Here is a 23472-nt window from a genome sequence, read left to right on the forward strand (position 1 = left end):
GCGCAAGACAACACGATGCAACATCACGCCCCTGCCCGAACCTTGCCAGAAGCGGCGGCCCCTCCGGTCCCGGACCTCGAAAGCCGCCTGCTGGCTTCGGAGAACGTCCTCGCCGTCCTGCCGGTTGACCTCGATGAACACCTTCGGTTTGCTTCCGGTCAGCTTGTGCTGACCTCTCGGCGGCTGCTGGCGCGCGAAACGGCCGGCGGCTGGAGCGAGTGGGCGCTCACGCCCGGGCTGGCGCTGCGGCAGGCCGACCACGCCGGCGTCGGCGTGCTGGAGCTGGTCGATGGCAGCCGCCTGCTGGCCCGCTGGCGCCACACGCTGGCCGGCCAGGCGCAGGCCATGAAGCTGCTGCGCCTGTTCGACGCGCGGCACGCGGGCGGTGCGGCGCCGGCCGTGCCGGCCGACGAGCCCGCCGCCGACGCCGAACTCCAGTCGCCGCCCTCCACCTGGGTGCTGCTGCGCCTGGGCCGCTTCGCCCGGCCGTACCGCCGGCAGCTGCTCTGGGGCTTCGTGCTGACGCTGCTCTCGACCGCCGCCACGCTGGTGCCGCCGTACCTGACCATCCCGCTGATGGACGACGTGCTGATCCCCTTCCAGAACGGCAAGGCGATCGACCCCGGCTACGTGGCGCTGTACCTGGGCGGCCTGCTGCTGGCGGCGCTGGTCGGCTGGGGCCTGGGCTGGGCGCGCACCTACCTGCTGGCGCTGGTGTCCGAGCGCATCGGCGCCGACCTGCGCACCACCACCTACGAGCACCTGCTGACGCTGCCGCTGGACTACTTCGGCGGCAAGCGCACCGGCGACCTGATGGCGCGCATCGGCTCCGAGACCGACCGCATCAACGTCTTCCTCTCGCTGCACGCGCTGGACTTCCTCACCGACGTGATCATGATCGCCATGACGGCGGTGATCCTGGTGTCGATCAACCCGCTGCTGGCGGTGGTCACGCTGGTGCCGCTGCCCTTCATCGCCTGGATGATCCACGTCGTGCGCGAGCGGCTGCGCACCGGCTTCGAGAAGATCGACCGCGTGTGGGGCGAGGTGACCAACGTGCTGGCCGACACCATCCCCGGCATCCGCGTGGTCAAGGCCTTCGCGCAGGAGCGGCGCGAGGCCGGGCGCTTCCGCGCCGCCAACGCCTACAACCTGCAGGCCAACGACCGGCTCAATCGCACCTGGAGCCTGTTCACGCCCACGGTGACGCTGATGACAGAGATCGGCCTGCTGGTGGTGTGGGGCTTCGGCATCTGGCAGGTGGCGCGCGGCAGCATCACGGTGGGCGTGCTCACCGCCTTCATCGCCTACATCGGCCGCTTCTACACGCGGCTCGACTCGATGAGCCGCATCGTCTCCGTCACGCAGAAGGCGGCCGCCGGCGCCAAGCGCATCTTCGACATCCTCGACCACGTGAGCAACGTGCCGGAGCCGGCCGACCCGGTGCGCGTGCAGCGCCTGGACGGGCGCATCGAGCTGCGCGGCGTGGGCTTCCGCTACGGTTCGCGCGCGGTGATCCACGACCTGAACCTGCTGATCGAGTCCGGCGAGATGATCGGCCTGGCCGGCCACAGCGGCTCGGGCAAGAGCACGCTGGTCAACCTGATCTGCCGCTTCCACGACGTGAGCGAGGGCGCGATCCTGGTCGACGGCACCGACATCCGCCGCTACGCGGTGGCCGACTACCGGCGCAACGTCGGGCTGGTGCTGCAGGAGCCCTTTCTCTTCTTCGGCACCATCGCGCAGAACATCGCCTACGGCAAGCCCGACGCGACGCGCGAGGAGATCGTCGCCGCCGCCCGCGCCGCGCACGCGCACGACTTCATCCTGCGCCTGCCGAACGGCTACGACTCGCTGGTGGGCGAGCGCGGGCAGGGCCTGTCGGGCGGCGAGCGCCAGCGCATCAGCATCGCCCGCGCGCTGCTGATCGACCCGCGCATCCTGATCCTCGACGAGGCCACCTCGGCGGTGGACACCGAGACCGAGAAGGAGATCCAGAAGGCGCTGGACAACCTGGTCAAGGGCCGCACCACCATCGCCATCGCGCACCGCCTCTCGACGCTGCGCAAGGCCGACCGCCTGGTGGTGATGGACCGCGGCGAGATCGTCGAGGTGGGCCCGCACGACGCGCTGATGGCGCGCGGGGGCGCCTACTGGCGGCTGTACCAGGCGCAGCAGCGCCAGGCCGACGAGGAGCCGAGCGAGGGCGCCGCCTCCGAGCGCGCCGCCGTGGCGGCGACGGCCGCGCTCGGCAGCCATGCCGCGCATCCTGCGGGAGACGCATGATGAACAGCCATCACGACATGCCTTCGCCGCAGCTCGAACGCGACGCCTTCGGCGCCCTGCGGCTGGCGGGTTCCGCCGGCGAGCCGGAAGCCGTCACCCCTGTGCGCGCCTTCCCGCTCAGCGCGCCCGGCGAGGGCGTCTCGCTGGTCGGCGCCGACGGCCGCGAGCGCTTCTGGATCGAGCGCATGGACGCCCTGCCGCCCGCCACCCGCGCGCTGATCGAGGAAGCCCTCGCGCCGCGCGACTTCGCGCCCGTGCTGCTGCGGCTGGAGAGCGTCTCCAGCTTCGGCGTGCCCAGCACCTGGCAGGTGCGCACCGACCGCGGCGACACCCGCTTCGTGCTCAAGGCCGAGGAAGACATCCGCCGCCTGGACGGCGGGGCGCTGCTGATCGCCAGCGCGCACGGCGTGCAGTTCCGCGTGCCCGATCCGAAGGCGCTGGACCGGCATTCGCGGCGTCTGCTGGAACGATTCTTGTGAGCCGCAGGACCACCATGCACCGCAGCGCCCTCGTCCTCTTCTCCGGCGGCCAGGATTCCACCACCTGCCTGGCCCAGGCCCTGACCCGCTACGAGCGGGTGGAGACGCTGGGCTTCGACTACGGCCAGCGCCACCGCGTCGAACTCGACGCCCGCCTCCAGGTGCTGGCGCGGCTGCGCGAGGCTTTCCCCGCCTGGGCCGAACGGCTGGGCGAGGACCACGTGCTCGAGGTGGACGTGCTGGCCCGGCTCGGCGGATCGTCCCTCACCGAGGACATCGCCTTCGAGATAGCGCGAAGCGGCCTGCCCAACACCTTCGTGCCCGGGCGCAACCTGCTGTTCCTCACCCTCGCCGGCGCGCTGGCCTACCGCCGTGGCCTCGAGGTGATCGTCACCGGCGTGTGCGAGACCGACTACTCCGGCTACCCCGACTGCCGCGACGACACCATGAAGGCGATGCAGCTCGCCCTGTCGCTCGGGCTGGACCGGCGCATCGTGGTCGAGACGCCGCTGATGTGGATCGACAAGGCCGGGACCTGGCGGCTGGCCGAATCGCTGGGCGGCCGCGCGCTGGTCGACCTCATCGCGGAAGCCACGCACACCTGCTACCTGGGCGACCGCACGCAGCGCCACCCCTGGGGCTACGGCTGCGGCGCCTGCCCGGCCTGCGAGCTGCGCGCGGCGGGGTGGCGGCGCTATGCGGGCAGCGACGCAGGCGCGGCCACACCAGGCCCCTGAACATCCTCCCGGCCCCTGCGCCCGTGCACCGTCCGCAGTAGCATCGACCGCACACGCTGCGAAGGGGACGACATGACCAGGCGCTTCAAGGTCGGCGACCACGTGAGCTGGAACTCCGAGGCCGGCCGCGTTTCGGGGACCATCATCGCCGTGCACACGGCGGACTTCGACTACAAGGGCCACACCCACCGGGCCACTGAAGACGATCCGCAGTACGAGATCAGGAGCGACAGGACCGACCACATCGCCGCCCACCGCGGCAGCGTCCTGCGGCTGGCGTGACGCAGCCCTTCTTCACCATCGGCCACGCCGACCGGCGCATCGACGACTTCATGGCGCTGCTGCGCGCGTCGGAGGTGTCGCGCGTCGTCGACATCCGCAAGATGCCGGGATCGCGCACCCATCCGCAGTTCGACGCGCAGGCGCTGTGCGCATCGCTGGCGGCGCAGGGCATCTCGTACGAGCACGAGGCCGCGCTGGGCGGCCTGCGCGGGCGCAGCCGCGAGGTGGCGGCGGACGTCAACGGCCTGTGGGAGAACCGCAGTTTCCACAACTACGCGGACTACGCGCTCTCGGCGCCCTTCCGGGAGGCGCTGGCGTACCTGATCGACGAGGGGCGGCGGCAGCGCTGCGCCCTCATGTGCGCCGAAGCCGTGTGGTGGCGCTGCCATCGGCGCATCGTCGCCGACCACCTGCTGGCGCACGGGCAGGCGGTCTTCCACATCATGGGGCCGGGGCAGGTGGTGCCCGCGCGCCTCACGCCGGGCGCGCGCGTCCAGGCCGGAGGGGAGGTCGTCTATCCGGCGCCGGCAGGGCCGGATCACGGCGCCTGCACGAACCATTAGGTAAAAACCCCCATCCGTGCGACAATTGCCGGCTTGCCTCGGGCCCAGCCCGTTGCATGCTTCGCGCATCTCCCTTCTTGCACATCGGCTTGCCGCCAGGTTTTCGGACCTTCAGCGCGGCGTATTGACAGCCAGGCGGCCCAGGCCGCCCCTCATGCGTTGGACGGTTGATGTTCTGTTGACCGCCAGCGCACGCGCCCGAACCTGGGCGCGCCGCTGCATCCTTCGAGCTTCTTTTTCGTGAACGACACCCTGCATGACGCGCAGGGCGTGGCCGTGGCCGCGCCTGCCTCCATCGAACAACCTTCCGTCCCGGCCGCGCAAGCCGCCGAGGCGCCCCACGCCTTCGCCGCACTGGGCCTGGCGCCGCAACTCATCGCCGCCGTGCGCGACCTGGGCTACACCGAGCCCACGGCCGTGCAGCAGCAGGCCATTCCGCTGGCCATGTCGGGCACCGCCGACACCGGCGAGGCCGCGCGCTTCATCGACCTGATGGTCTCCAGCCAGACCGGCAGCGGCAAGACCGCGGCCTTCCTGCTGCCCGTGCTGCACACGCTGCTGGCGCAGCAGGAGGCGGCGCACGCCCAGGCGCAGGCCGAGCAGGCCCGCCTGGCGGCCGAGGCCGCCGAGCGCGGCGAGCCGCCGCCCAAGCGTGCCAAGCGCGTCAACCCCACGCATGCGCGCCACTTCAAGCCCGCCGTGCCCGGCGCGCTGGTGCTGTGCCCCACGCGCGAACTGGCCCAGCAGGTGGCGCACGACGCCATCGAGCTGGTGCGCCACTGCCGCGGCCTGCGCATCGCCAACGTGGTGGGCGGCATGCCCTACCAGATGCAGATCGCCCGCCTGCAGAACGCCAACCTGGTGGTCGCCACGCCGGGGCGCCTGCTGGACCTGCAGCGCTCGATGCAGATCAAGCTCGACCAGGTGCAGTTCCTGGTGGTGGACGAGGCCGACCGCATGCTCGACCTGGGCTTCGCCGACGACCTGGCCGAGATCAACCAGCTCACCATCGCGCGCCAGCAGACCATGATGTTCAGCGCCACCTTCGCGCCGCGCATCCAGCAACTGGCCGCGCGCGTGATGCGCGAGCCGCGCAAGGTGCAGATCGACACGCCGCAGCAGAAGCACGCCAACATCAAGCAGGTGCTGCACTGGGCCGACCACTTCGACCACAAGCGCGCGCTGCTCGACCACTGGCTGCGTGACGCCTCGATCCAGCAGGCCGTGGTGTTCGCCAGCACGCAGGTCGAATGCGACGGCCTGGCCAACGACCTGCAGCAGGCCGGCTTCTCCGCCGTGGCGCTGCACGGCGCGCTGAGCCAGGGCCTGCGCAACCGCCGCCTGATGGCGCTGCGCAACGGCCAGGTGCAGATCCTGGTGGCGACCGACGTGGCCGCGCGCGGCCTCGACGTGCCCGCCATCAGCCACGTCTTCAACTTCGGCCTGCCGATGAAGGCCGAGGACTACACCCACCGCATCGGCCGCACCGGCCGCGCGGGGCGCGACGGCATTGCCGTCACCTTCGCCGAGTTCCGCGACCAGCGCCGCGTGTTCGACATCGAGGCCTTCACGCGCCAGCCCTTCAACGCCGAGGTGATCCCCGGCATGGAGCCGACCCGGCGTGCGCCGGTGGCCGGCGCGCCGCGCGGCGCGCACGGCGGCCCGCGCGGCCGCGGCGGCCGTCCGCCGCAGCGCGACGCGCAGGCGCGCGGCGGTCGGGCGACGGGCTGGGGCGAGAGCACCGGCCGCAGCAGTGGCGCAGGCGCCGGCTATCGCGAGGAGGGCGGCCGCCGCGGTGCGCCGCCGCGCGAGGGCGGCAACGGCCGTGGCTGGGGCGGCGGCGCCGGCAAGCGCGCCGGCCACGGCGCACCGGCCGGCCGCGCCTTCGTGCCGCGCGGTCGCTGACAGGCACCGCAACACGACACCGACGCCCGCCACGCGCGGGCGTCGGTGTTTTTGCCTCCTCTTCTTTCGAGCTTCTGGCCTTTCCGGCAGGATTGACCGTCTCGTTTGATAGCGCTATCATAATTTAATGAAGCGCCTCGATCGCAACGCAATTTCCAGGCGCACCGCCCTCGCTGGATACATGCTGCCTCAAGAACTTCACCGCGTCGAAACGGGCGGGGTGAAGAGAGCCGGCGCGCCCGTGGACGCGATGCGCATGAAGGTCGAATGAGCCCGGCATGCACGATGCCCCTCACCGCCGACCTGGCCCGCTTCATCGCGACGCTGCGTCCCGCCGATCTGCCGGCCGGCGCGCTGCCCTTCGTCCGCAGGGCCTTCACCGACACCTTCGGCACCCTGGTGGCGGGCCGCGACAGTGAGGAGGCGCGCATGCTGCGCGGCGTGCTGCAGCCCGCGCCGGGCGAAAGCCGCCTGCTGGTCGACCGGGGGAGTGCGCGCGCGCCCGAGGCGGCCTGGATCAACGCCACCGCAGCCCATGCGCTGGACTACGACGACGCGGCCCAGCGCGGCCACATCAGCGTGGTGGTCGTGCCGGCGCTGCTGGCCGAGGCCGAGGCGCTGGGCGCCAGCGGCGAACGCATGGCCACCGCCTATGCCGCCGGCTACGAGACCTGGGCCGAGCTGATGCGGCGCGAGCCGGACCACCATCACAACCGCAGCTGGCACCCCACCGGCGTGCTCGGCCCTGTCGCCGCCGCCGCGGCCTGCGCGTCGCTGCGCGGCCTCACGCCGGATCAAACGACCCACGCGCTGGGCATCGCCGCCTCGCAGAGCGCCGGCCTGATCGCCAACTTCGGCACCATGACCAAGCCCTATCACGCCGGCCGCGCGTCGCATGCCGGCCTGATGGCCGCGCGGCTGGCGCAGCAGGGCTTCACAGCCGGCGCCGATGTGCTGGAGCATCCCAAGGGCCTGATGCGAGGCATCTCGCCGCAGGGCCGGGTCGACCTCGCGTCGCCGGTGCAGGCCGGCCGCGACTGGAAGCTGCCGGTGGCCGGCGTCAACGTCAAGAAGTACCCGACCTGCTTCGCCACCCACCGCGCGCTGGACGGCATGCTGGAACTGCTGCAGCAGCACGCCCCGCAGCCGCAGGAGGTGCTGCGCGTGGAGGTCACGATCAGCCGCCGCAACCGCTCGACGCTGCGCTTCGCCCAGCCGCAGACGGCGCTGGAGGCGAAGTTCAGCATGCAGTTCGCCATGGCCGCGGCCCTCGTCGCGCGCCGCTGCGGCCTGCCGGAACTGCGCGACGACTTCGTGCTGCGCACCGACGTGCAGGCGCTCATGCGCCGCGTCGAGGTGCTGCCCGAAGACCGCGAAGACGAGACCCGGCCCGGCGAAGCGCCGCAGGACATCGTGCGGCTGCACACGCTCGACGGCCGCGTGCTGACCCGTGCGGTGGACTACGTCCGCGGCGGCCCCGAGCTGCCGCTCGCCCCGGGCGAGCTGGCCGCCAAGTTCGAGGGCTGCCTTGCCGCCGGCGGCCTGCGCGCCGCGCCGCGGCCGCTCTATGACGCCCTGATGACCATCGACACCCTGCCCGGCACCGCCGCGCTCTACGCGCTCGCGGCTGCCTGATTTCCCCCACCTTCCGAGAGAAAGCGAAAGAGACATGCACGCATCGTCTTCCATGCCCACCGGCGCCTACACCCTGCCGGCGGAGATCCAGGAGTTCTGCGAAGTCGCCAGGCGCATCGTGCGCGACGAGCTGATGCCGCTGGAGCAGGAGTGGCTGTCGAGCCCTCACCACGCCTACGGCATGCGCGAGCTGCCCGCGGTGCGCCGGGTGTTCCAGCCCGAGGTGGCCGCCCGCCTGGAGAAGGTGGCCCGCGACACCGGCCTGTTCTACCTGATGGTGCCGGAGGCACACGGCGGCCTGGGCCTGCCGATGCTGGCGCAGGTCGCGATCCTGGAGCAGCTCTACTACTCGCCGATCACGCTGCCCCTGGCCAACGTCGCCAACATCCTGTACGAGTGCAAGGGCGACCAGGTCGAGCGCTTCCTCACGCCGGTGATCGAGGGCACCAAGGTCACGGCCTTCGCCCAGACCGAGCCCAACGCCGGCTCCGACCCGGGCGGCATGATGCAGACGCGCGCCGTGCGCAAGGGCAACGGCTGGGTGCTGAACGGCACCAAGATGTGGATCTCCAACGCCAACGAGTGCGACTTCCTGATGGTGCAGGCGGTGACCGACCCGGAACTGCGCCAGCGCGGCGGCATCACCATGTTCCTGGTGGACCGCCAGAACCCCGGCCTGCGGGTGGAGGTGCCCGGCATCCGCACCTGGCTGTCCGAGGAGGCGAAGCAGCACGTCGTGCACTTCGACGACGTGTACGTGCCGGACGAGGACGTGCTGGGCGAGGTCGGCAAGGGCTTCACGCTGGGCCAGCGCTGGCTCACCATCCACGACCGCCTGCTGCGCGGCCCCTACGCGCTGGGCAAGATGCAGCGCTCGCTGGACATGTCGGTGGACTGGGCCAAGCAGCGCGTCACCTTCGGCAAGCCGCTGTCGGAGCGGCAGGCGATCCAGTGGAAGCTGGTCGACATGCACATCGACATCCAGGCACTGCGCTCGATGACCTACGAGATGGCCGCACGCGCCGACACCGGCGAGGACGTGCGTGCCGAGGCCGCGCTGGTCAAGCTGTGCGCCAGTGAATGGGGCGCGCGCTGCGTGGACCACGCGATCCAGGTCCACGGCGCCATGGGCGAGTCGCTGGACCTGCCGCTCACGCTGTTCTACCGGATCCTGCGCCACACGCAGATCGGCGGCGGTGCCAGCGAGATCCAGCGCATCCTGATCGCGCGCAAGCTGCTGAAGGGCTGAGATGGCGGAGATGGCCCTGGAAGGCGTGCGCGTCCTGGACCTCAGCCAGGGCATCGCGGGTCCGTTCGCGGCGCGGCTGCTGGGCGACTTCGGCGCCGAGGTGACCAAGGTGGAGCCGCCCGGCGGCGAGCCGGGGCGCACGCTGCATCCGTTGCTGCACGAAGGCCCGCAGAGCGAGCGCAGCCTGCTGTTCGCCTACCTGAACTGGAACAAGCGCGGCGTCGAGCTCGACCTCGCCTCCGAGGCCGGCCGCGCTGCGCTGCGCCGCCTGGTCGCGCGCAGCGACATCGTGATCGAGAGCTTCCGGCCCGGCGCCGGCCCCACGCCGCAGGAGCTGCTGGCGTGGAACCCGCGCGCGGTCGTCACCTCGGTCACCGACTTCGGCCGCACCGGCCCCTACGCGCACTACGCCGGCAGCGACCTGGTGCACCAGGCGATGAGCGGCATCATGCAGATCAGCGGCCAGGCCGACCGCGCGCCGCTCAAGCATGGCCTGAACCAGGCCTACCTGTGCGGCGGCATGAACGCCGCCTATGCCGCGCTGGCCGCCTTCACCGCGGCCGAGCGCGACGGCATCGGCGAGCACGTCGACCTCTCGGTGCAGGAATGCCTGGCGTCCGAACTGGTGACCTGCGAGACCTACTACACCTTCATGGGTGCGATCCAGGGCCGCCGGCTGGCGGTGCAGGACCCGTATTCGGGCGCGCCCGTCGAGACGAAGCGCGGCTGGCTGTCCTTCCAGGCCAGCCTGGCGGTGCCCAACGAGACCTTCGCCGAGATCTTCCGCTGCGAGGCGCTGCGCGAGCCGAAGTTCGCCAGCAACAAGCAGCGCTCGCAGCATGTGGAGGAAGTCCGCACGCTGATCGCGGATGCGGTGAAGGACCGCGAGGCCAAGGAGCTGTTCCTGGAAGGATCGCAGCGGCGCGCCCTGATGGGCGTGGTGCAGACCGCGCCCGACCTGCTGGCCTGCGAGCAGCTCGCCGCGCGCGAGGCTTTCGCGGTGGTGGCGCATCCCGGCGGGCGCAGCTTCCGCTTGCCCGCCGAGCTGGCGCGCATGGCCGTCACGCCGACGCGCGTGCGCCGGCGCGCGCCGACGCTGGGCGAGCACACGCGCGAGGTGCTGGCCGGCATCGAAGGCGATACCCCGCAGCAGGCGCCGGCGCCGGCGCCGGCGTCGGCGAAGGAGGGCGCCCGCCTGCCGCTGGAGGGCCTGCGCGTGCTGGACCTCGCCACCGTGATCGCCGTGCCCTACATGGCGGCGCTGCTCAGCGACCTGGGCGCGGAGGTGATCAAGATCGAGTCGCCGCGCAAGCTCGATCCCACTCGGCAGGGCGTGCTCACCACCTACCTGGAGAACGACCCGAAGGTCGACGGCATCAACCGCTCCGGCATGTTCAACGTGGTCAACCGCGGCAAGCGCTCGATCGTGCTGGACATGGGTCTGCCGGAGGCGAAGGAGGTGTTCCGCGAGCTGGTCGCCAAGGCCGATGTCGTGGTCGACAACTTCACGCCGCGCGTGATGAGCGGCTGGGGCCTCGGCCACGAGGAGCTGCTGAAGATCAACCCGCGGCTGGTCTGCCTCTCGAACACCGGCTACGGCTCCACCGGGCCCTGGAAGAACTTCCCCAGCCAGGGCACGACGCTGGAGTCGACCATGGGCATCGCCGCCTACACCGGCTACCGCGGCGACAAGCCCTGGAAGGTGGGCCAGTCCTACCCGGACTTCACCGCCTGCTGGACCGGCCTGGCGGCGGTGTTCGCCGCGCTGCGCCACGTGCGCCGCACCGGCCAGGGCCAGTGGATCGACCTGGGCATGTACCAGGTGGGCGCGGCCATGATCCCGGAGGCGCTGCTGCAGTACCAGCTGGACGGCACGCAGCCGCAGCGCATCGGCAACGAGGACGCGCGGCATGTGCCCAGCGACGCCTATCCCTGCCGCGGCGAAGACCGCTGGGTGGCGATCAGCGTGCAGGACGATGCGCAGTGGCAGGCGCTGGCCCGGCTGATGGCGCAGGACGGCGTGACGGTCGATCCCGCGCTGGCCGGCGAAGCGGCGCGCCGGGACCGCCGCGCAGAGGTGAATGCGCTGGTGGCCGGCTGGGCGCGCGAGCGCGACGGCTTCGCCCTGATGCAGCGCCTGCAGGCCGAGGGCATCGCCTGCGGGCCGGTGATGAACAACCGCGACCTGCTGCTGGACCCGCACCTGCTCGCGCGCGGCTTCCACGAGCGGGTGCAGCTGCCGCAGCCCATGGGTGTGCGGCCCATCATGGGCCGGCCCTGGAAGCTGGCGAACCGTGCCGTGCGCATCCGCCGGCCGGCGCCGCGCTACGGCGACGACGGCCGCGCCATCCTGCGCGACGTGCTGGACATGCCCGAAGCGCGCATCGCATCGCTGTTCGACATCAAGGCGGTGTGCACGGAGCCGACCACGCCCAAGCCCTTCGACGCCATGGGCCTGGCGGAACTGCAGCGGGTGAAGGCCATCCACGCGGTGGAGCCCGACTACAAGCACAAGCTCGGCATCGCGTAGCCTGCGCCCTCAGAGACAAGGAACCCAAGGAGCTGTCATGGCCAACCTCAATATCACGGTCGAAGACCGGGTCGCCGTGTGCGAGTTCAACCGCCCGCACGCGATGAACTCGATCGACCCGGAAATGCGGCAGGAACTCTATGCCTTCTACCGGCGCATCAACGAAGACGACGACATCCACGTGGTGGTCTTCACCGGCGCCGGCGACAAGGCCTTCTGCACCGGCGCCGACCTCAAGAAGACCCTGCCGGACCCGAGCCAGAGCTATGCGCGCCAGTTGCTGGTGGAGCGCGACACGGGCAGCGCCTTCATGGGCCTCGAGACCGACAAGCCCCTGATCTGCGCCGTCAACGGCTACGCGCTCGCCGGCGGCACCGAGCTGCTCGCGATCTGCGACATCGCGATCGCCTCGGAGAATGCCAAGTTCGGCCTCAGCGAGGTGCGGCGCGGCTCCATCCCCTGGGGCGGCAGCATCCCGCGGCTGTCGCGTTCGCTGGCGAAGTCCGACCTGATGCTGCTGCTGACCACCGGCGACACCATCGACGCGTCGGAAGCGCTGCGCATGGGCCTGGTCAGCAAGGTCGTGCCGCATGCGCAGCTCATGCCCGCCGCCCTGGAGATCGCCCGCAGGATCGCGCGCAACGCACCACTGGCGGTGCGCGCGGTGAAGCAACTGGTGACGCGCGGCATGGACATGCCGCTCACCCAGGCGCTCAACATGGACAAGTACATGTACGGCATGCTGAAGGACACCGAGGACCGCGTCGAGGGCCGCAAGGCCTTCGCCGAGAAGCGCGACCCGGTATGGAAGGCGCGATGAGCCCGAGCCCCGCCGCCCTCGAGGGCCTGCGCGTCCTCGACCTGTCCGGCCCCATGGGCAACTACGCCGGCAAGCTGTTCGCCGACATGGGCGCCGACGTCATCCTGGTCGAGCCGCCGCAAGGGACCGCGCTGCGCCGCGAGCCGCCCTTCATCGGCGACGTGCCCGGCATCGAGCGCAGCCTCAACTACGCCTACCAGAACACCAGCAAGCGCGGCATCTGCCTCGACCTCGACACCGCGAGCGGCCAGCGCCTGCTGCGCGAGCTGGCGGCGACGGCCGACCTGGTGATCGAGACCGCGCCGCCCGGCTGGATGGACGCGCGCGGCATCGGCCATGCGGCGCTGTCGATGGGCCGGCCGCAGCTGGTGATGGCGAGCATCACGCCCTACGGCCAGACCGGCCCCTATGCGCAGATGCAGGCGACCGACCTCGTCGGCCTGGCCACCGGCGGCCTGCTCTGGATGGGTGGCTACCAGGGCGTCGCACCGACACAGGCGCATGGCGACCAGGCGTTCAAGTGCGCGGCGATGTACGGCGCCGTCGCCGCGCTGCTGGCCGTCACCGAGGCCGAGCTCGACGGGCAGGGCCAGCATGTCGACATCTCCATGCAGGAGAGCGTGACGCTCGCGCTGGAGAACGCGGCCCAGACCTACGACCTGGAGGGCACCATCCGCAAGCGGCCGCTGGGCGACCAGCGCTTCGCCGGCTACGGCCTGTTCCCCTGCCGGGACGGCTACATCTTCCTCGGCTCGCGCGGCATCGGCACCAGCCCGGCCTGGACGCGCAGCCTGCAATGGTTCAAGGACGAAGGCATGGAAGGCGTGGACCGCCTGTTCGGCCCCGAGTGGTCGGACATGAACTACCTCAAGAGCGACGAGGCGCGCGAGGTCTTCGGCGAGCTGTTCATCCCCTGGGCGCGCGCGCACAGCAAGGCCTGGCTGTATGGCGAAGGCCAGAAGCGCGGCATCCCGCTGGCGCCGGTGAGCACGCCTGCCGACCTGCTGGACAACCCGCAGCTGCGCGCGCGCGGCCACTTCGTCCCCTTCACGCATCCGCTGCTGCGGCAGGCGGCGGACATGCCCGGCGCGCCCTACGTGCTGTCGGGCACGCCCTGGAAGGTGCGGTGCCCGGCGCCCGCGCTGGGCCAGCACACGGGTGAGGTGCTGGGCGAGATCGGCATCGCCGCCGACGAGGTCGCGCGCCTGTATGCCGCGGGAGTGGTCGCATGAGTGAAGAAAAGAAACTGCCCCTGGCCGGCCTGCGCGTGGCCGACTTCTGCTGGATCGGTGCCGGTTCCTACACGACCAAGGTGTTCGGCGACCTCGGCGCCGACGTGATCAAGATCGAGACCTCGACCCGGCTCGACTCGCTACGCCTGGCCGGCCCCTACAAGGACGGCAGGCCGGGCGTCAACCGCAGTGGCTACTTCGCCGACCGCAACACCAGCAAGCGCGGCATCACCATCGACATGAAGCACCCGAAGGCGCTGGCGGTGATCCGGCGCCTGATCGCGAAGAGCGACATCGTCGCCAACAATTTCGCGGCCGGGGTGATGGACAAGTTCGGCCTCGGCTACGAGGACTGCAGGAAGATCCGCGCCGACATCATCTTCATCGGCATGTCGATGCAGGGCTCGCAGGGCCCGCAGTGCGACTTCCGCGGCACCGGCAGCAGCATCGCGGCGCTGACCGGCATCCAGGACCTGAGCGGCCTGCCGGACCGCATTCCCGCCGGCACCGGCACCAACTACCCGGACCATTTGCCCAACCCCTGCCACGCGGCCTTCGCGCTGCTGGCGGCGCTGCGGCATCGCCGCCGTACGGGGCAGGGCCAGTTCATCGATTTCGCGCAGACCGAGCCCATGCTGTCGCTGATGGGGCCGACCTTCCTCGACCTCACCGTCAACGGCCGGCTGCAGCAGCGCCGCGGCAACGACCATCCCTGGGCGGCGCCGCACGGCGTGTATCCGGCGGCCGGCGACGACCGCTGGATCGCCATCAGCGTGATGGACGACGCGCAGTGGGCCGCGCTGGTCGATGCCATGGGCCGTCCGGCCTGGGCGCTGGAGGCGCGCTGGCAGACCATGCCGCAGCGCTGGCGCGGGCGTGCCGAGCTGGACGCCTCGCTCTCGGCCTGGACCGCGCAGCACGACAAGCAGGCGCTGATGCTTCGGTTGCAGGGCGTCGGCGTGCCGGCCGGCGCCGTGCAGGACGCGCACGACGTCACCCGCGTCGATCCGCAGCTGCAGCACCGCGGGCACTGGGTGCGTCTGCCGCATGCAGAAATGGGCGAGTCGATCTACAACAACCTGCCGTTCCGCTTCTCGCGCACGCCGGTCCGGCCGCAGCGTGCCGCGCCGATGCTGGGCGAGCACACGCGCGAGATCCTGCACGGCATGCTGGACCTGTCGAACGCGGAGATCGACGCGCTGGAAGCCGAGCAGGTGCTCAGGTGAGCGGCCGCAGCATGCGCGATCGTGGCGCCATCGTCGGCGTCGGCGCCACGCCGCAGGGCAAGCTGCCCGGCTCGACGGCGCTCTCGCTCGCGGTCGGCGCCTTCCAGCGCGCGCTGGACGACAGCGGCCTGCGCAAGGACCAGATCGACGGGCTGCTCACCTTCTCGGGCCAGACCGCGCCCGAAGGCCAGCAGAACTATCTGCGCGTGGGCGAGACGCTGGGCATCAACCCGCGCTGGACCGGCACCATGTACATGGGCGGGTCCACCGCCGGCGCGCTGGTGCAGCAGGCGGTGCTGGCGATCGAGGCCGGCATGGCGACCCATGTGGCCTGCGTCTACGGCGATGCGGCCGCGACCGGCGGCGGCGTGTTCAACCGGGCCCAGGGCTGGGGCGACTCCTCCGCCATCTGGGGCTTCATGTCGGCCGCGGCCAACTCCGCCATCACCGCCGCGCGCCACATGGCGCTGTACGGCACCACCAGCCGGCAGCTCGGCGAGATCGCGGTGGCCTGCCGCCACCACGCCTCGCTGAACCCCGATGCGGTGATGCGCAAGCCGATCACCCTCGAGGACCACCAGGCCTCGCGCTGGATCGTCGAGCCGCTGCACCTGCTGGACTGCTGCCTGGTCTCCGACGGCGGGGTGTGCATCATCGTCTCCAGCGCCGAGCGCGCACGCGACCTGAAGCAGCCGCCGGTGCTGATCTCCGGCATGGGCCAGGGCTACACCACGCAGATCCTCGAGCGCGAGGACTGGTGGTACGCGCCGCACCAGAAGGCGGCGGTGCAGGACGCCTACCGCATGGCCGGCGTCGGCCCGCGCGACATCGACGTCGCCCAGCTCTACGACAACTTCACGCCCAGCGTGCTGCTGTGGCTGGAGCACGGCGGCTTCTGCGAGCCGGGCGAGGCCGGCGCCTTCGTCGAGGGCGGCCGCATCCGCCTGGGCGGCGAGCTGCCGGTGAACACCGCGGGCGGCAACCTGTCGGAGTCCTTCATGGAGGGCTGGCTGCACATCGTCGAGGGCGTGCGGCAGATGCGCGGCCAGTGCGGCCCGCGGCAGGTGCGGGGGGCCGAGACCTGCCTGGTCACCGGCCGCGGCATGACGCTCAACTGCGCCAATGCGATGGTGCTGCGCGAGGGCTGAACGATGAGCGACTACGACAAGCCCCTGCCCACGCTGACGGACGAGAACCGGCCGTTCTGGGAGTCCTGCAAGGCAGGCCGCCTGAGCTTCCAGAAATGCTCCGCCTGCGGCCACCTGCGCTACCCGATCAGCCCGTTCTGTCCGCAATGCCTGAGCGCCGAGTACGCATGGACGCCCGTGTCCGGGCGCGGCACCGTGTTCTCGTACGTGGTGTTCCACCAGGCCTACCACCCGGGCTTCAAGGGCGACCTGCCCTACAACGTCGCGCTGGTGCAGTTGGAAGAGGGCCCGCGCATGTACGGCAACGTGGTGGGCGTGGCCCACGACGCGGTGCGGATCGGCCACGCGGTCGAGGCCGTGTTCGACCCGGTCACGCCGGAGATCACGATCCCGCGCTTCCGGCCGGCGCGCTGACCCCAGGAGACGACCAGAGATGTACAAGATCGACACGAAGGCGCCGCCCGCGCGCTTCTTCGAGGATTTCCACGAGGGGCAGCAGATGCCCGAAGTCACCAAGGGCCCGATGACGGCCGGCCACCAGGTGCGCTGGGCCGGCGCCTGCGACAACTACGCCTCCGAGTTCCACCACGACGCGGCGGCCGCCCGCGCGCAGGGCCTGCCCGGGCTGCTGCTGTCGGGGCCTCTCATGGCGAGCTACATGTTCACGGAGGTCAAGCACTGGCTGGGCAGCCGCGCCCGCCTGGTCTCGTTCTGGGACCGCAACAGCGCCTCGACCCAGCCGGGCGACACGGCGTGCATCCGCGCCTCGGTCAAGCGCGCGTGGACCGAGGACGGCAAGGGCATGCTGGAGGTCGACTGCCGGATCGTCAACCAGGACGGGAAGCTCACCACGCCGGGCGGGGTGATCGCCGAACTGCCGCTGAAGGAGGGCCGGCCATGAACGCCACGCCTGCCGCCAAGGTCCACGGCGCCGCCACCCTGCGGGTGGAGGACCTCACGCCGGAGCAGCTCCAGGCCGAGCTGAAGGCGCTGGAAGGCCCGCTCGGCCCGCCGGATTCGATGCCGGTCGACGTGCTTTCCATCCGCCGCATGGCGCTGGCCGTGGAGGACCTCGACCCGATCCACTACGACGAGGCCGCCGCCCGGGCGCGCGGCTACCGCGGCATCGTCGCGCCCTGGCCGCTGCTGTGGCTGGTGTTCTTCAACTGCCGCGAGGCGCCGCTGACATTCAGCTTCGGCAAGGCGACGCTGCACGGCGGCGACAGCTACGAGTTCCACGAGCCGCTGGTCGCGGGCGACACGGTGACGGTGAGCGCCGTCGTCAGCGAGACCTCGGTCAAGCAGGGCAAGGCGGGCGCCATGGGCGTCGTCGTCACACGCCGCGAGTTCCGCAACCAGCTCGGCCAGCTCTGCGCCGTGATGCACACCACCAACCTGCGCCGCTAGGGCACGTCCGGTTGACGGACCGGTCGCGGCGGTCCAGACTGGTTTGTTTGGATAGCGCTAACATACATATGGAGACGAAAATCATGGACCGATTCACACGCCGCGCGCTGCTGCTCGCAGGCTCCGCCCTGGCGGCGCCGGCCCTGGCCCTGGCACAGGGCGGCTTTCCGACCAAGCCGGTCCGGATGGTCGTGCCGTTCCCGCCGGGCGGCAGCGTGGACCCGCTGGCGCGCGTGCTGTCCCACCGCCTCGGCGACGCGCTGGGGCAGCAGGTGATCGTGGACAACAAGCCGGGCGGCAACACCGTGATCGGCACCGAGGCGGTGGCCAAGGCGCCGGCCGACGGCTACACGCTGCTGCTCACGGCCAGCTCGCACCTGACCAACCCGCAGCTGCTGCCGACCAGCTACGACCCGATCAAGGACTTCGTGCCGGTGGCCACGCTCAGCACCTCGGACATGATCCTGGTCACCCACCCCTCGGTGCCGGCGGACAACCTGCAGGACCTGCTGGCGCTGGCCAGGGCCAAGCCCGGCGCGCTCAACTTCTCCTCGGCTGGCAGCGGCAACCCCAACCACCTGGCGGGCGAGCTGATGAACCTGATGGCCAAGGTGAAGACCACGCACGTGCCGTACAAGGGCGGGGCGCCGGCCATCACCGACCTGGTCGGCGGGCAGGTGCAGTTCTCCTTCGGCAGCCCGATCATCGTGCTGCCCTTCATCAAGAGCGGCAAGCTGAAGGCGCTCGCCGTCACCAGCCCGAGCCGCATGGACGTGCTGCCGCAGGTGCCCACCATGTCCGAGTCGGGCCTGAAGGGCTACGAGGTGCGCGTCTGGTACGCGCTGCTGGCGCCGGCCGGCACGCCGAAGGCCGTCGTCGCCCGGCTCAACGCCGAGACCGGGAAAATCATGGCCACCGCCGAGATCAAGGAAACGCTCGACGCCGGCGGCATGGAACGCTACGCGGTCGCGCCCGACCAGTTCGAGGCCACCATGAAGCAGGACATGGAGAAGTTCGGCCGCATCATCAAGGCGGCCAACGTGAAGCTCGATTGAGCCGGGACCCGCACGCCCGACGGCGGCGCCGCGCCCTGGACTTCCGGGACCGGCGCGGGACGCCGAGCGCGTGATCCGGCCGCGCCGGCGCCTACTCCAGGCGATAGACCGCCCGCGCGGCGTCCGTGCTGACGAGGCCGTCGAGCACGTCCGCGTCCACCTGCTCACGCGGCCGCTGCGCAGGGTCGCCGATCCCTCCTCCGCCGGGCGTATGCAGGATCACGCGGTCGCCTGCCGGCACGAGCTGCCGGCCCTTGCCGCGCAGCGGCCGGCCAGAGGCGAGGTATGCGCGCCCGGCGCCGCCGCTCCGGCCGCCTTCGGCGCCGCGGGCGGGATGCTCGATCCGCTCGAAAGTCGCGCCGAGCACCATCGGCGCACCGTCGGCGTGCGCCACTTCCACGGTCTGGCCGAGCCCGCCGCGCAGGCGGCCCGCGCCGCCGCTGTCGCACGTGAACTCCTTGCGCCAGAACACGAGCGGCGCCATCGTCTCGATGATCTCGACGGCCGTGTTCTTCACGCCGCTCGGGAACGAGGTGGCCGACAGGCCATCCTTGCCCGGCCGCGCGCCGGTGCCCCCTGAGGTGAAGCTCACGATGGTGAAGCGCCTGGACCGCATGAATTCGGCGGGATCGGTCCCGGGCAGCGGCTGGCCTCCTGCCAGGCGGATGTTCCAGAGGTTGGATGCGCCTTCCGCGGGAACGTGCTCGGGGCGCACCTGCCGCAGGCAGCCGAACACCAGGTCCGGCAGCATCGTGCCCACGATCGCGCGCGACTGGACGGCGAAGGGCGGCTGCGCGTTGAGGATGCAGTTCGCCGGGGCAGCGACGCGCACCACGCCCAGCGAGCCGGCGTTGTTGGGGATCTCGGGCCCGATGATGCAGCGCACGCCGAACGAGCTGTACGCATCGGTGTAGTTCTTGGGAACATTGATGCCGCGTGCGACCGCCGCGGACGTTCCGCTGAAATCGAGGTCGACGCCCTGGTCCGAGATCGTGAGGGCTGCGGCGAGCTCGATCGGATGATCGTAGCCGTCGAGCGTCATCGCGCTCCTCCAGGTGCCGCGCGGCCACTGGCGGACGGCGTTCAGCATCGCCTGGTGCGAGCGCTCGATGATGTGGGCGCCGAGCTCGTCGAGCGCCTCGATGCGGTACTCGTCCATCATGGCGAGCAGCCGGCGCGCGCCGATCTCGTTGCACACCATGAGCGCGTGCAGATCGCCCTCGACCTGCACCGGCTCGCGAACGTTCGCGCGGATCACGCGCAGCAGCGTCGGATCGAGGATGCCGCGATCGGCGAAGCGGACGATCGGCACGTACAGGCCTTCGTGGAAGATCTCGGTCGCGTCGGGGCCGGAGCCGAGTCCCCCGATGTCGACGACGTGCAACGTGGAAGCGAACAGGGCGACGAGACGGCCGTGGCGGTGCACGGGCGTCACGAAAGTGAAGTCGTTGAGGTGCCCCGTGCCCTTCCAGGGGTCGTTGGTCGCGAAGACATCGCCGGGCTGCATCGTGTCGGCCGGGAACTCGGCCAGGAAATGCCGGACGGCGTCCGCCATCGAGTTCACGTGGCCGGGTGTACCGGTCACGGCCTGGGCCAGCATGCGGCCGTCCGGCAGGAACACGCCGGCCGAGAGATCCCCGGCCTCGCGTGTCGATGCGCCGAACGCCGTGCGCACCAGGGTCTGGGCCTGCTCCTCCACGACCGAGAGCAAGCGGTCCCACATCACCTGGAGACGGATGGGACTGGACGGCGCTTTCATGCCTGCGGCTCCCTGCGCTCGAGCCGGAGGTGCCCGAGCGCATCCTGCCGCGCGACGAACCCGGCGGGCACCACGGTGGTGGTCTGGTCTTCGCTCACCAGCGCAGGCCCGATGACGCCCGCGCCGGGTGCCAGCGTGGCGCGCTCGAACACGCCGGCTTCCACCCAGTCCGACGCCACCGCATCGAAGATGCGCCGCCGCGACTGCGGGCGCACCGTTGCCGCATCCGGCGGCAGGGTGGCGGTCTGCAGTGCGGGCTGGGCGGTGCCGACGGTGACGGACCAGCTCATGACCTCCACCATCAGGTCCGGAATCACCCGCCCGTAGAGCGCGCCGTAGCTGCTTTCGAAGCGCTGCCGCAACTCGGCCGTGCGCTCCTCGGAAAGTTCGCCCTCGGGCAGATCGACCATGATCTCGTGGCCTTGTCCGACATAGCGCATGTAGGCGACGCGCCGGCGCCGCAGCGCGTCGCTGGCGGGTGCCGCACGGCGCACCGCCTCGGTCGCCTCCTGTTCCATCTCATGCAGCAGTGCGTCCACGGCGGATCCGTCGAGGCCCTCGAGCCGCTGGTGCATGCTGCGCAGCGACTGCCATGCAACGGGCGCCCACAGGAACCCGAGCGCCGACCCCACGCTCGCGGATGCAGGCACGATCACCCGCGTGATGCCGAGCCGTGCGGCGAGCTGTGCGGCGTGCAGCGGCGCAGCGCCGCCGAAGGCGATCATCGTGTAGTCCTCCACCGTCTTGCCCAGCTCGACGGCGTGGATGCGCGCCGCGTTGGCCATGTTCTCGATGACGATCTCCAGGATGGCAGCCGCGCCGTGCACGGCGTCGCAGCGCAGCGGCCCCGCGACCTCCCGATCGATCGCGGCCTCGGCGAGCGCCGGCTGCAGCGTCACCTTGCCGGAGGCGAAGCGGCCTGGATCCAGCACGGCTGCAACGCAATCGGCGTCGGTGACCGTCGGATGTGCGCCGCCCCGGCCGAAGCATGCAGGGCCCGGATCGGCGACGGCGCTTTCCGGGCCGACCAGCACGCGGCCCAGTGCGTCGACCCGCGCGATGGAGCCACCGCCGGCGCCGATCTCCACCATCTCGATCACCGGGATGCGCACTGGCAGGCCGGAACCCTTCATGAACCGGTACATGCGGCCGATCTCGAAGCTGCGCGAGAGTTCCGGTTCGTAGTCGTCGATGAAGCAGACCTTGGCGGTCGTGCCGCCCATGTCGAACGACAGCGCCTTGCGTATGCCGCACTGCTGCGCCACCTGCCTCGCGAGAATCGCTCCGCCGGCGGGCCCCGACTCCACCAGCTTGATGGGCTGGGCTGCTCCCAGGGCCATGCTGGTGATGGCGCCGCCCGAGGTCATCAGGTAGGAGGGGCAGTCCAGGCCGACCGCCGCAAGACGCTTGCCGAGACGGCCGAGATAGCCGGCCACGACGGGCTGCACGTAGGCATTCGCGCAGGCGGTCGACGTGCGTTCGTACTCCCGCACCTCGGGGCACACGTCGGAGGACAGGGTGATGTACAGATCGGGCTGCATTTCCTGCAGCAGGTCGCGGACGCGCCGTTCGTGTGCGGGGTTGGCATAGCTGTGCAGGAATGCCACCGCAACGCTCTCGATGCCGTGCCGGCGCAGCTCGGGGGCGAGTGCGCGCACCGCATCCTCGTCCAGTGGCAAGAGCACCTCCCCCCGCACATTCATCCGCTCGGGCACGCCGAAGCGCAAGTGGCGCGGCACGAGCGGCGGCGGCTTGTCCTGCGCGAGGTCGTATTGCGCGTAGCGGTTCTCGTGCCCGATCTCCACCACGTCGCGGAATCCCTGTGTCGCCAGCAACGCCGTTCGCGCCCCCTTGCGCTCGATCAGCGCGTTGGCGGCAAGAGTGGTTCCCAGGATGAACAGCGAGATGGCAGCGGCGGGCAGGCCCGCGTGCTCCAGCACTTCCGCGATACCTGTCATCACGCCGTCTTCCGGCGCCCGCGGCGTGGTCAGCGCCTTGGCGGTGAAGCGCCGGTCTCCGGCCTGCAGGACGACGTCGGTGAAAGATCCGCCGATGTCGACCGCCAGCAGATGGCGCGTGGCATCGCTCATTGCGGCTGGATGCCGAGCGCGCGGATCAGCGCCGCGCTCTGCGCTGTTTCCGCATTGATGAAGGCGTTGAACTTCTCCGCCGATCCCGACATCGGCTCGAAGTTCTGCTTCGCATAGAACTGCCGCATCTCGGGCGTTCCCATCACCGTGTTGACGGCCTCGTTCAGCCTAGCGATGACGGGCTTCGGCGTTCCGGCCGGTGCGGCAACGCCGAACCATGTCGTCCGCTCGAATCCCGGGACACCGGATTCGCCGACGGTCGGCACGTCGGGCCGGGAAGGCACGCGCGCCGCGCCCGTCACCGCAAGCAAGCGCAGCTTGCCGCCGTCCACGAGGGGCAGCGCACTGGACAGCACCGGAAAGCAGACGTCGACCTCTCCCGAAGCCGTTGCAGCCAACGCCTCCGCTGCGCCCTTGAACGGCACATGCAGCATGTCGGTCCGGGTGGCCTGCTTGAACTGCTCGGCGGCCAGGTGCAGCGAATTGCCCACGCCCGGCGACCCGTAGGTGAGCCTGCCGGGCTTCGACCGCGCCAGCGCGATCAGCTCGCGGACATTGTTCGCCGGAAGGCCTGGATGGACGACCAGCGCCAGCGGCCCGCCCACGACGGGAGCGACGCCGACGATGTCGCGTCCGAGGTCGTACGGCAGCTTGGCGCGCAGCGCGGGCACCACGGTGTCGGCGATGGAGACCAGCAGCAGCGTGTAGCCATCTGCAGGCGCAGTGGCGACCTTCTCGACCGCGATCGCACCCGTGGCACCCGGCTGGTTGAGCACGACCACCTGCTGCCCGAGAAGTTCGGTGAGCTTCTGCGCGAGCAGCCGCGCGACCTGGTCCGTGCCGCCCCCGGCGGAGTAGCCGACGTACAACCGGATCGGGCGGTCGGGATAGGCTTGCGCGAACACGCGCGGGAACGGCAACGCGACGCCGGCGAGCGCTGCAAGCACGTCACGGCGCGAGGGAAGCAACTGCTTCATGGTGTACCTCGTCTGCAGAGGGGGTGCATCGCGCCTGCGCGCACCTGCGGGCCGCGCGGTGTGCGGTGGGGCGGCCTTGATGGCCCGCAGCA

At 71.0% G+C, this 23472-nt stretch carries 21 protein-coding genes; 18 read left to right on the forward strand and 3 right to left on the reverse strand.

The window, feature by feature from the left end; all coding sequences use genetic code 11:
• Nucleotides 1-15: 15 nt before the first annotated feature.
• From Q392_RS08800 to Q392_RS08880, 18 genes are all read left to right on the forward strand, one after another.
• Nucleotides 16-2286, forward strand: coding sequence for a cyanophycin metabolism-associated ABC transporter (locus tag Q392_RS08800; protein WP_051953114.1), 2271 nt, complete (start codon nucleotides 16-18; stop codon nucleotides 2284-2286).
• A complete protein-coding gene (locus Q392_RS08805) occupies nucleotides 2286-2765 on the forward strand; it encodes a cyanophycin metabolism-associated DUF1854 family protein (protein WP_038205400.1) in 480 nt (159 codons plus the stop codon). Before Q392_RS08800 ends, Q392_RS08805 begins: the two co-directional genes overlap by 1 nt.
• A gap of 14 nt (nucleotides 2766-2779) precedes the next feature.
• A complete protein-coding gene (gene queC, locus Q392_RS08810) occupies nucleotides 2780-3502 on the forward strand; it encodes a 7-cyano-7-deazaguanine synthase QueC (RefSeq protein ID WP_038204976.1) in 723 nt (240 codons plus the stop codon).
• Nucleotides 3503-3574: 72 nt separating this feature from the next.
• Nucleotides 3575-3784, forward strand: a complete 210-nt coding sequence (locus Q392_RS08815) for a hypervirulence associated TUDOR domain-containing protein (protein ID WP_038204977.1) — start codon at nucleotides 3575-3577, stop codon at nucleotides 3782-3784.
• Nucleotides 3781-4347: a DUF488 domain-containing protein gene (locus Q392_RS08820; protein ID WP_038204981.1), complete on the forward strand. Its 567-nt coding sequence runs from the start codon at nucleotides 3781-3783 to the stop codon at nucleotides 4345-4347. The genes Q392_RS08815 and Q392_RS08820 overlap by 4 nt, the downstream gene beginning before the upstream one ends.
• A 240-nt stretch (nucleotides 4348-4587) precedes the next feature.
• Nucleotides 4588-6252, forward strand: coding sequence for a DEAD/DEAH box helicase (locus Q392_RS08825; RefSeq protein WP_084216947.1), 1665 nt, complete (start codon nucleotides 4588-4590; stop codon nucleotides 6250-6252).
• A 127-nt stretch (nucleotides 6253-6379) separates the two neighbouring features.
• Entirely contained in the window at nucleotides 6380-6523 is a 144-nt protein-coding gene (locus Q392_RS33620) for a hypothetical protein (protein ID WP_211260218.1), read from the forward strand.
• A 14-nt stretch (nucleotides 6524-6537) separates the two neighbouring features.
• Nucleotides 6538-7887 (forward strand): MmgE/PrpD family protein, encoded by a 1350-nt coding sequence (locus tag Q392_RS08830; RefSeq protein WP_169748290.1) that lies wholly within the window; start codon nucleotides 6538-6540, stop codon nucleotides 7885-7887.
• Nucleotides 7888-7921: 34 nt separating this feature from the next.
• Nucleotides 7922-9136 carry an acyl-CoA dehydrogenase family protein gene (locus tag Q392_RS08835; protein ID WP_084216948.1) on the forward strand — a complete coding sequence of 405 codons (1215 nt, stop codon included), beginning with the start codon at nucleotides 7922-7924 and terminating at the stop codon, nucleotides 9134-9136.
• A 1-nt stretch (nucleotide 9137) separates the two neighbouring features.
• Entirely contained in the window at nucleotides 9138-11666 is a 2529-nt protein-coding gene (locus Q392_RS08840; RefSeq protein WP_038204984.1) for a CaiB/BaiF CoA transferase family protein, read from the forward strand.
• A 37-nt stretch (nucleotides 11667-11703) separates the two neighbouring features.
• The gene (locus Q392_RS08845) at nucleotides 11704-12486 is read left to right on the forward strand and encodes an enoyl-CoA hydratase/isomerase family protein (RefSeq protein WP_038204996.1); all 783 of its coding nucleotides are present in this window, start codon (nucleotides 11704-11706) and stop codon (nucleotides 12484-12486) included.
• Nucleotides 12483-13718 (forward strand): CaiB/BaiF CoA transferase family protein, encoded by a 1236-nt coding sequence (locus Q392_RS08850; protein ID WP_051953123.1) that lies wholly within the window; start codon nucleotides 12483-12485, stop codon nucleotides 13716-13718. Before Q392_RS08845 ends, Q392_RS08850 begins: the two co-directional genes overlap by 4 nt.
• Nucleotides 13715-14944 carry a CaiB/BaiF CoA transferase family protein gene (locus tag Q392_RS08855; protein WP_038205002.1) on the forward strand — a complete coding sequence of 410 codons (1230 nt, stop codon included), beginning with the start codon at nucleotides 13715-13717 and terminating at the stop codon, nucleotides 14942-14944. Before Q392_RS08850 ends, Q392_RS08855 begins: the two co-directional genes overlap by 4 nt.
• 11 nt (nucleotides 14945-14955) lie before the next feature.
• The gene (locus Q392_RS08860) at nucleotides 14956-16092 is read left to right on the forward strand and encodes a thiolase family protein (protein WP_038205413.1); all 1137 of its coding nucleotides are present in this window, start codon (nucleotides 14956-14958) and stop codon (nucleotides 16090-16092) included.
• Nucleotides 16093-16095: 3 nt separating this feature from the next.
• Nucleotides 16096-16506, forward strand: coding sequence for a Zn-ribbon domain-containing OB-fold protein (locus Q392_RS08865; protein ID WP_038205005.1), 411 nt, complete (start codon nucleotides 16096-16098; stop codon nucleotides 16504-16506).
• Nucleotides 16507-16525: 19 nt separating this feature from the next.
• Nucleotides 16526-16993: a hotdog family protein gene (locus Q392_RS08870; RefSeq protein ID WP_038205007.1), complete on the forward strand. Its 468-nt coding sequence runs from the start codon at nucleotides 16526-16528 to the stop codon at nucleotides 16991-16993.
• Nucleotides 16990-17499 (forward strand): FAS1-like dehydratase domain-containing protein, encoded by a 510-nt coding sequence (locus Q392_RS08875; RefSeq protein WP_038205022.1) that lies wholly within the window; start codon nucleotides 16990-16992, stop codon nucleotides 17497-17499. The genes Q392_RS08870 and Q392_RS08875 overlap by 4 nt, the downstream gene beginning before the upstream one ends.
• 83 nt (nucleotides 17500-17582) lie before the next feature.
• Nucleotides 17583-18554: a tripartite tricarboxylate transporter substrate binding protein gene (locus tag Q392_RS08880; RefSeq protein ID WP_038205024.1), complete on the forward strand. Its 972-nt coding sequence runs from the start codon at nucleotides 17583-17585 to the stop codon at nucleotides 18552-18554.
• A gap of 91 nt (nucleotides 18555-18645) precedes the next feature.
• Here Q392_RS08880 and Q392_RS08885 read toward each other — a convergent pair whose 3' ends face one another.
• Genes Q392_RS08885 through Q392_RS08895 form a run of 3 tightly spaced genes read right to left on the reverse strand, consistent with a single transcriptional unit; the run spans nucleotide 18646 to nucleotide 23380 of the window.
• Nucleotides 18646-20313, reverse strand: a complete 1668-nt coding sequence (locus Q392_RS08885) for a hydantoinase B/oxoprolinase family protein (RefSeq protein ID WP_038205027.1) — start codon at nucleotides 20311-20313, stop codon at nucleotides 18646-18648.
• The gene (locus Q392_RS08890; RefSeq protein ID WP_038205029.1) at nucleotides 20310-22403 is read right to left on the reverse strand and encodes a hydantoinase/oxoprolinase family protein; all 2094 of its coding nucleotides are present in this window, start codon (nucleotides 22401-22403) and stop codon (nucleotides 20310-20312) included. Before Q392_RS08890 ends, Q392_RS08885 begins: the two co-directional genes overlap by 4 nt.
• Nucleotides 22400-23380, reverse strand: a complete 981-nt coding sequence (locus Q392_RS08895) for a Bug family tripartite tricarboxylate transporter substrate binding protein (RefSeq protein ID WP_038205032.1) — start codon at nucleotides 23378-23380, stop codon at nucleotides 22400-22402. Before Q392_RS08895 ends, Q392_RS08890 begins: the two co-directional genes overlap by 4 nt.
• Nucleotides 23381-23472 lie beyond the last annotated feature (92 nt).

The sequence above is a fragment of the Xenophilus azovorans DSM 13620 genome, from assembly GCF_000745855.1.
GTDB lineage: Bacteria > Pseudomonadota > Gammaproteobacteria > Burkholderiales > Burkholderiaceae_C > Xenophilus > Xenophilus azovorans.

Bases quoted from the DNA above. Each gene is read 5' to 3' on its own strand.
- Q392_RS08840 (WP_038204984.1), top strand. From the start codon at position 9,138: ATGGCGGAGATGGCCCTGGAAGGCGTGCGCGTCCTGGACCTCAGCCAG.
- Q392_RS08865 (WP_038205005.1), top strand. From the start codon at position 16,096: ATGAGCGACTACGACAAGCCCCTGCCCACGCTGACGGACGAGAACCGG.
- Q392_RS08805 (WP_038205400.1), top strand. From the start codon at position 2,286: ATGAACAGCCATCACGACATGCCTTCGCCGCAGCTCGAACGCGACGCC.
- Q392_RS08850 (WP_051953123.1), top strand. From the start codon at position 12,483: ATGAGCCCGAGCCCCGCCGCCCTCGAGGGCCTGCGCGTCCTCGACCTG.
- Q392_RS08830 (WP_169748290.1), top strand. From the start codon at position 6,538: ATGCCCCTCACCGCCGACCTGGCCCGCTTCATCGCGACGCTGCGTCCC.
- Q392_RS08845 (WP_038204996.1), top strand. From the start codon at position 11,704: ATGGCCAACCTCAATATCACGGTCGAAGACCGGGTCGCCGTGTGCGAG.
- Q392_RS08870 (WP_038205007.1), top strand. From the start codon at position 16,526: ATGTACAAGATCGACACGAAGGCGCCGCCCGCGCGCTTCTTCGAGGAT.
- Q392_RS08890 (WP_038205029.1), bottom strand. From the start codon at position 22,403: ATGAGCGATGCCACGCGCCATCTGCTGGCGGTCGACATCGGCGGATCT.
- Q392_RS08885 (WP_038205027.1), bottom strand. From the start codon at position 20,313: ATGAAAGCGCCGTCCAGTCCCATCCGTCTCCAGGTGATGTGGGACCGC.
- Q392_RS33620 (WP_211260218.1), top strand. From the start codon at position 6,380: ATGAAGCGCCTCGATCGCAACGCAATTTCCAGGCGCACCGCCCTCGCT.
- Q392_RS08880 (WP_038205024.1), top strand. From the start codon at position 17,583: ATGGACCGATTCACACGCCGCGCGCTGCTGCTCGCAGGCTCCGCCCTG.
- Q392_RS08800 (WP_051953114.1), top strand. From the start codon at position 16: ATGCAACATCACGCCCCTGCCCGAACCTTGCCAGAAGCGGCGGCCCCT.
- Q392_RS08815 (WP_038204977.1), top strand. From the start codon at position 3,575: ATGACCAGGCGCTTCAAGGTCGGCGACCACGTGAGCTGGAACTCCGAG.
- queC (WP_038204976.1), top strand. From the start codon at position 2,780: ATGCACCGCAGCGCCCTCGTCCTCTTCTCCGGCGGCCAGGATTCCACC.
- Q392_RS08855 (WP_038205002.1), top strand. From the start codon at position 13,715: ATGAGTGAAGAAAAGAAACTGCCCCTGGCCGGCCTGCGCGTGGCCGAC.
- Q392_RS08875 (WP_038205022.1), top strand. From the start codon at position 16,990: ATGAACGCCACGCCTGCCGCCAAGGTCCACGGCGCCGCCACCCTGCGG.
- Q392_RS08860 (WP_038205413.1), top strand. From the start codon at position 14,956: ATGCGCGATCGTGGCGCCATCGTCGGCGTCGGCGCCACGCCGCAGGGC.
- Q392_RS08895 (WP_038205032.1), bottom strand. From the start codon at position 23,380: ATGAAGCAGTTGCTTCCCTCGCGCCGTGACGTGCTTGCAGCGCTCGCC.
- Q392_RS08835 (WP_084216948.1), top strand. From the start codon at position 7,922: ATGCACGCATCGTCTTCCATGCCCACCGGCGCCTACACCCTGCCGGCG.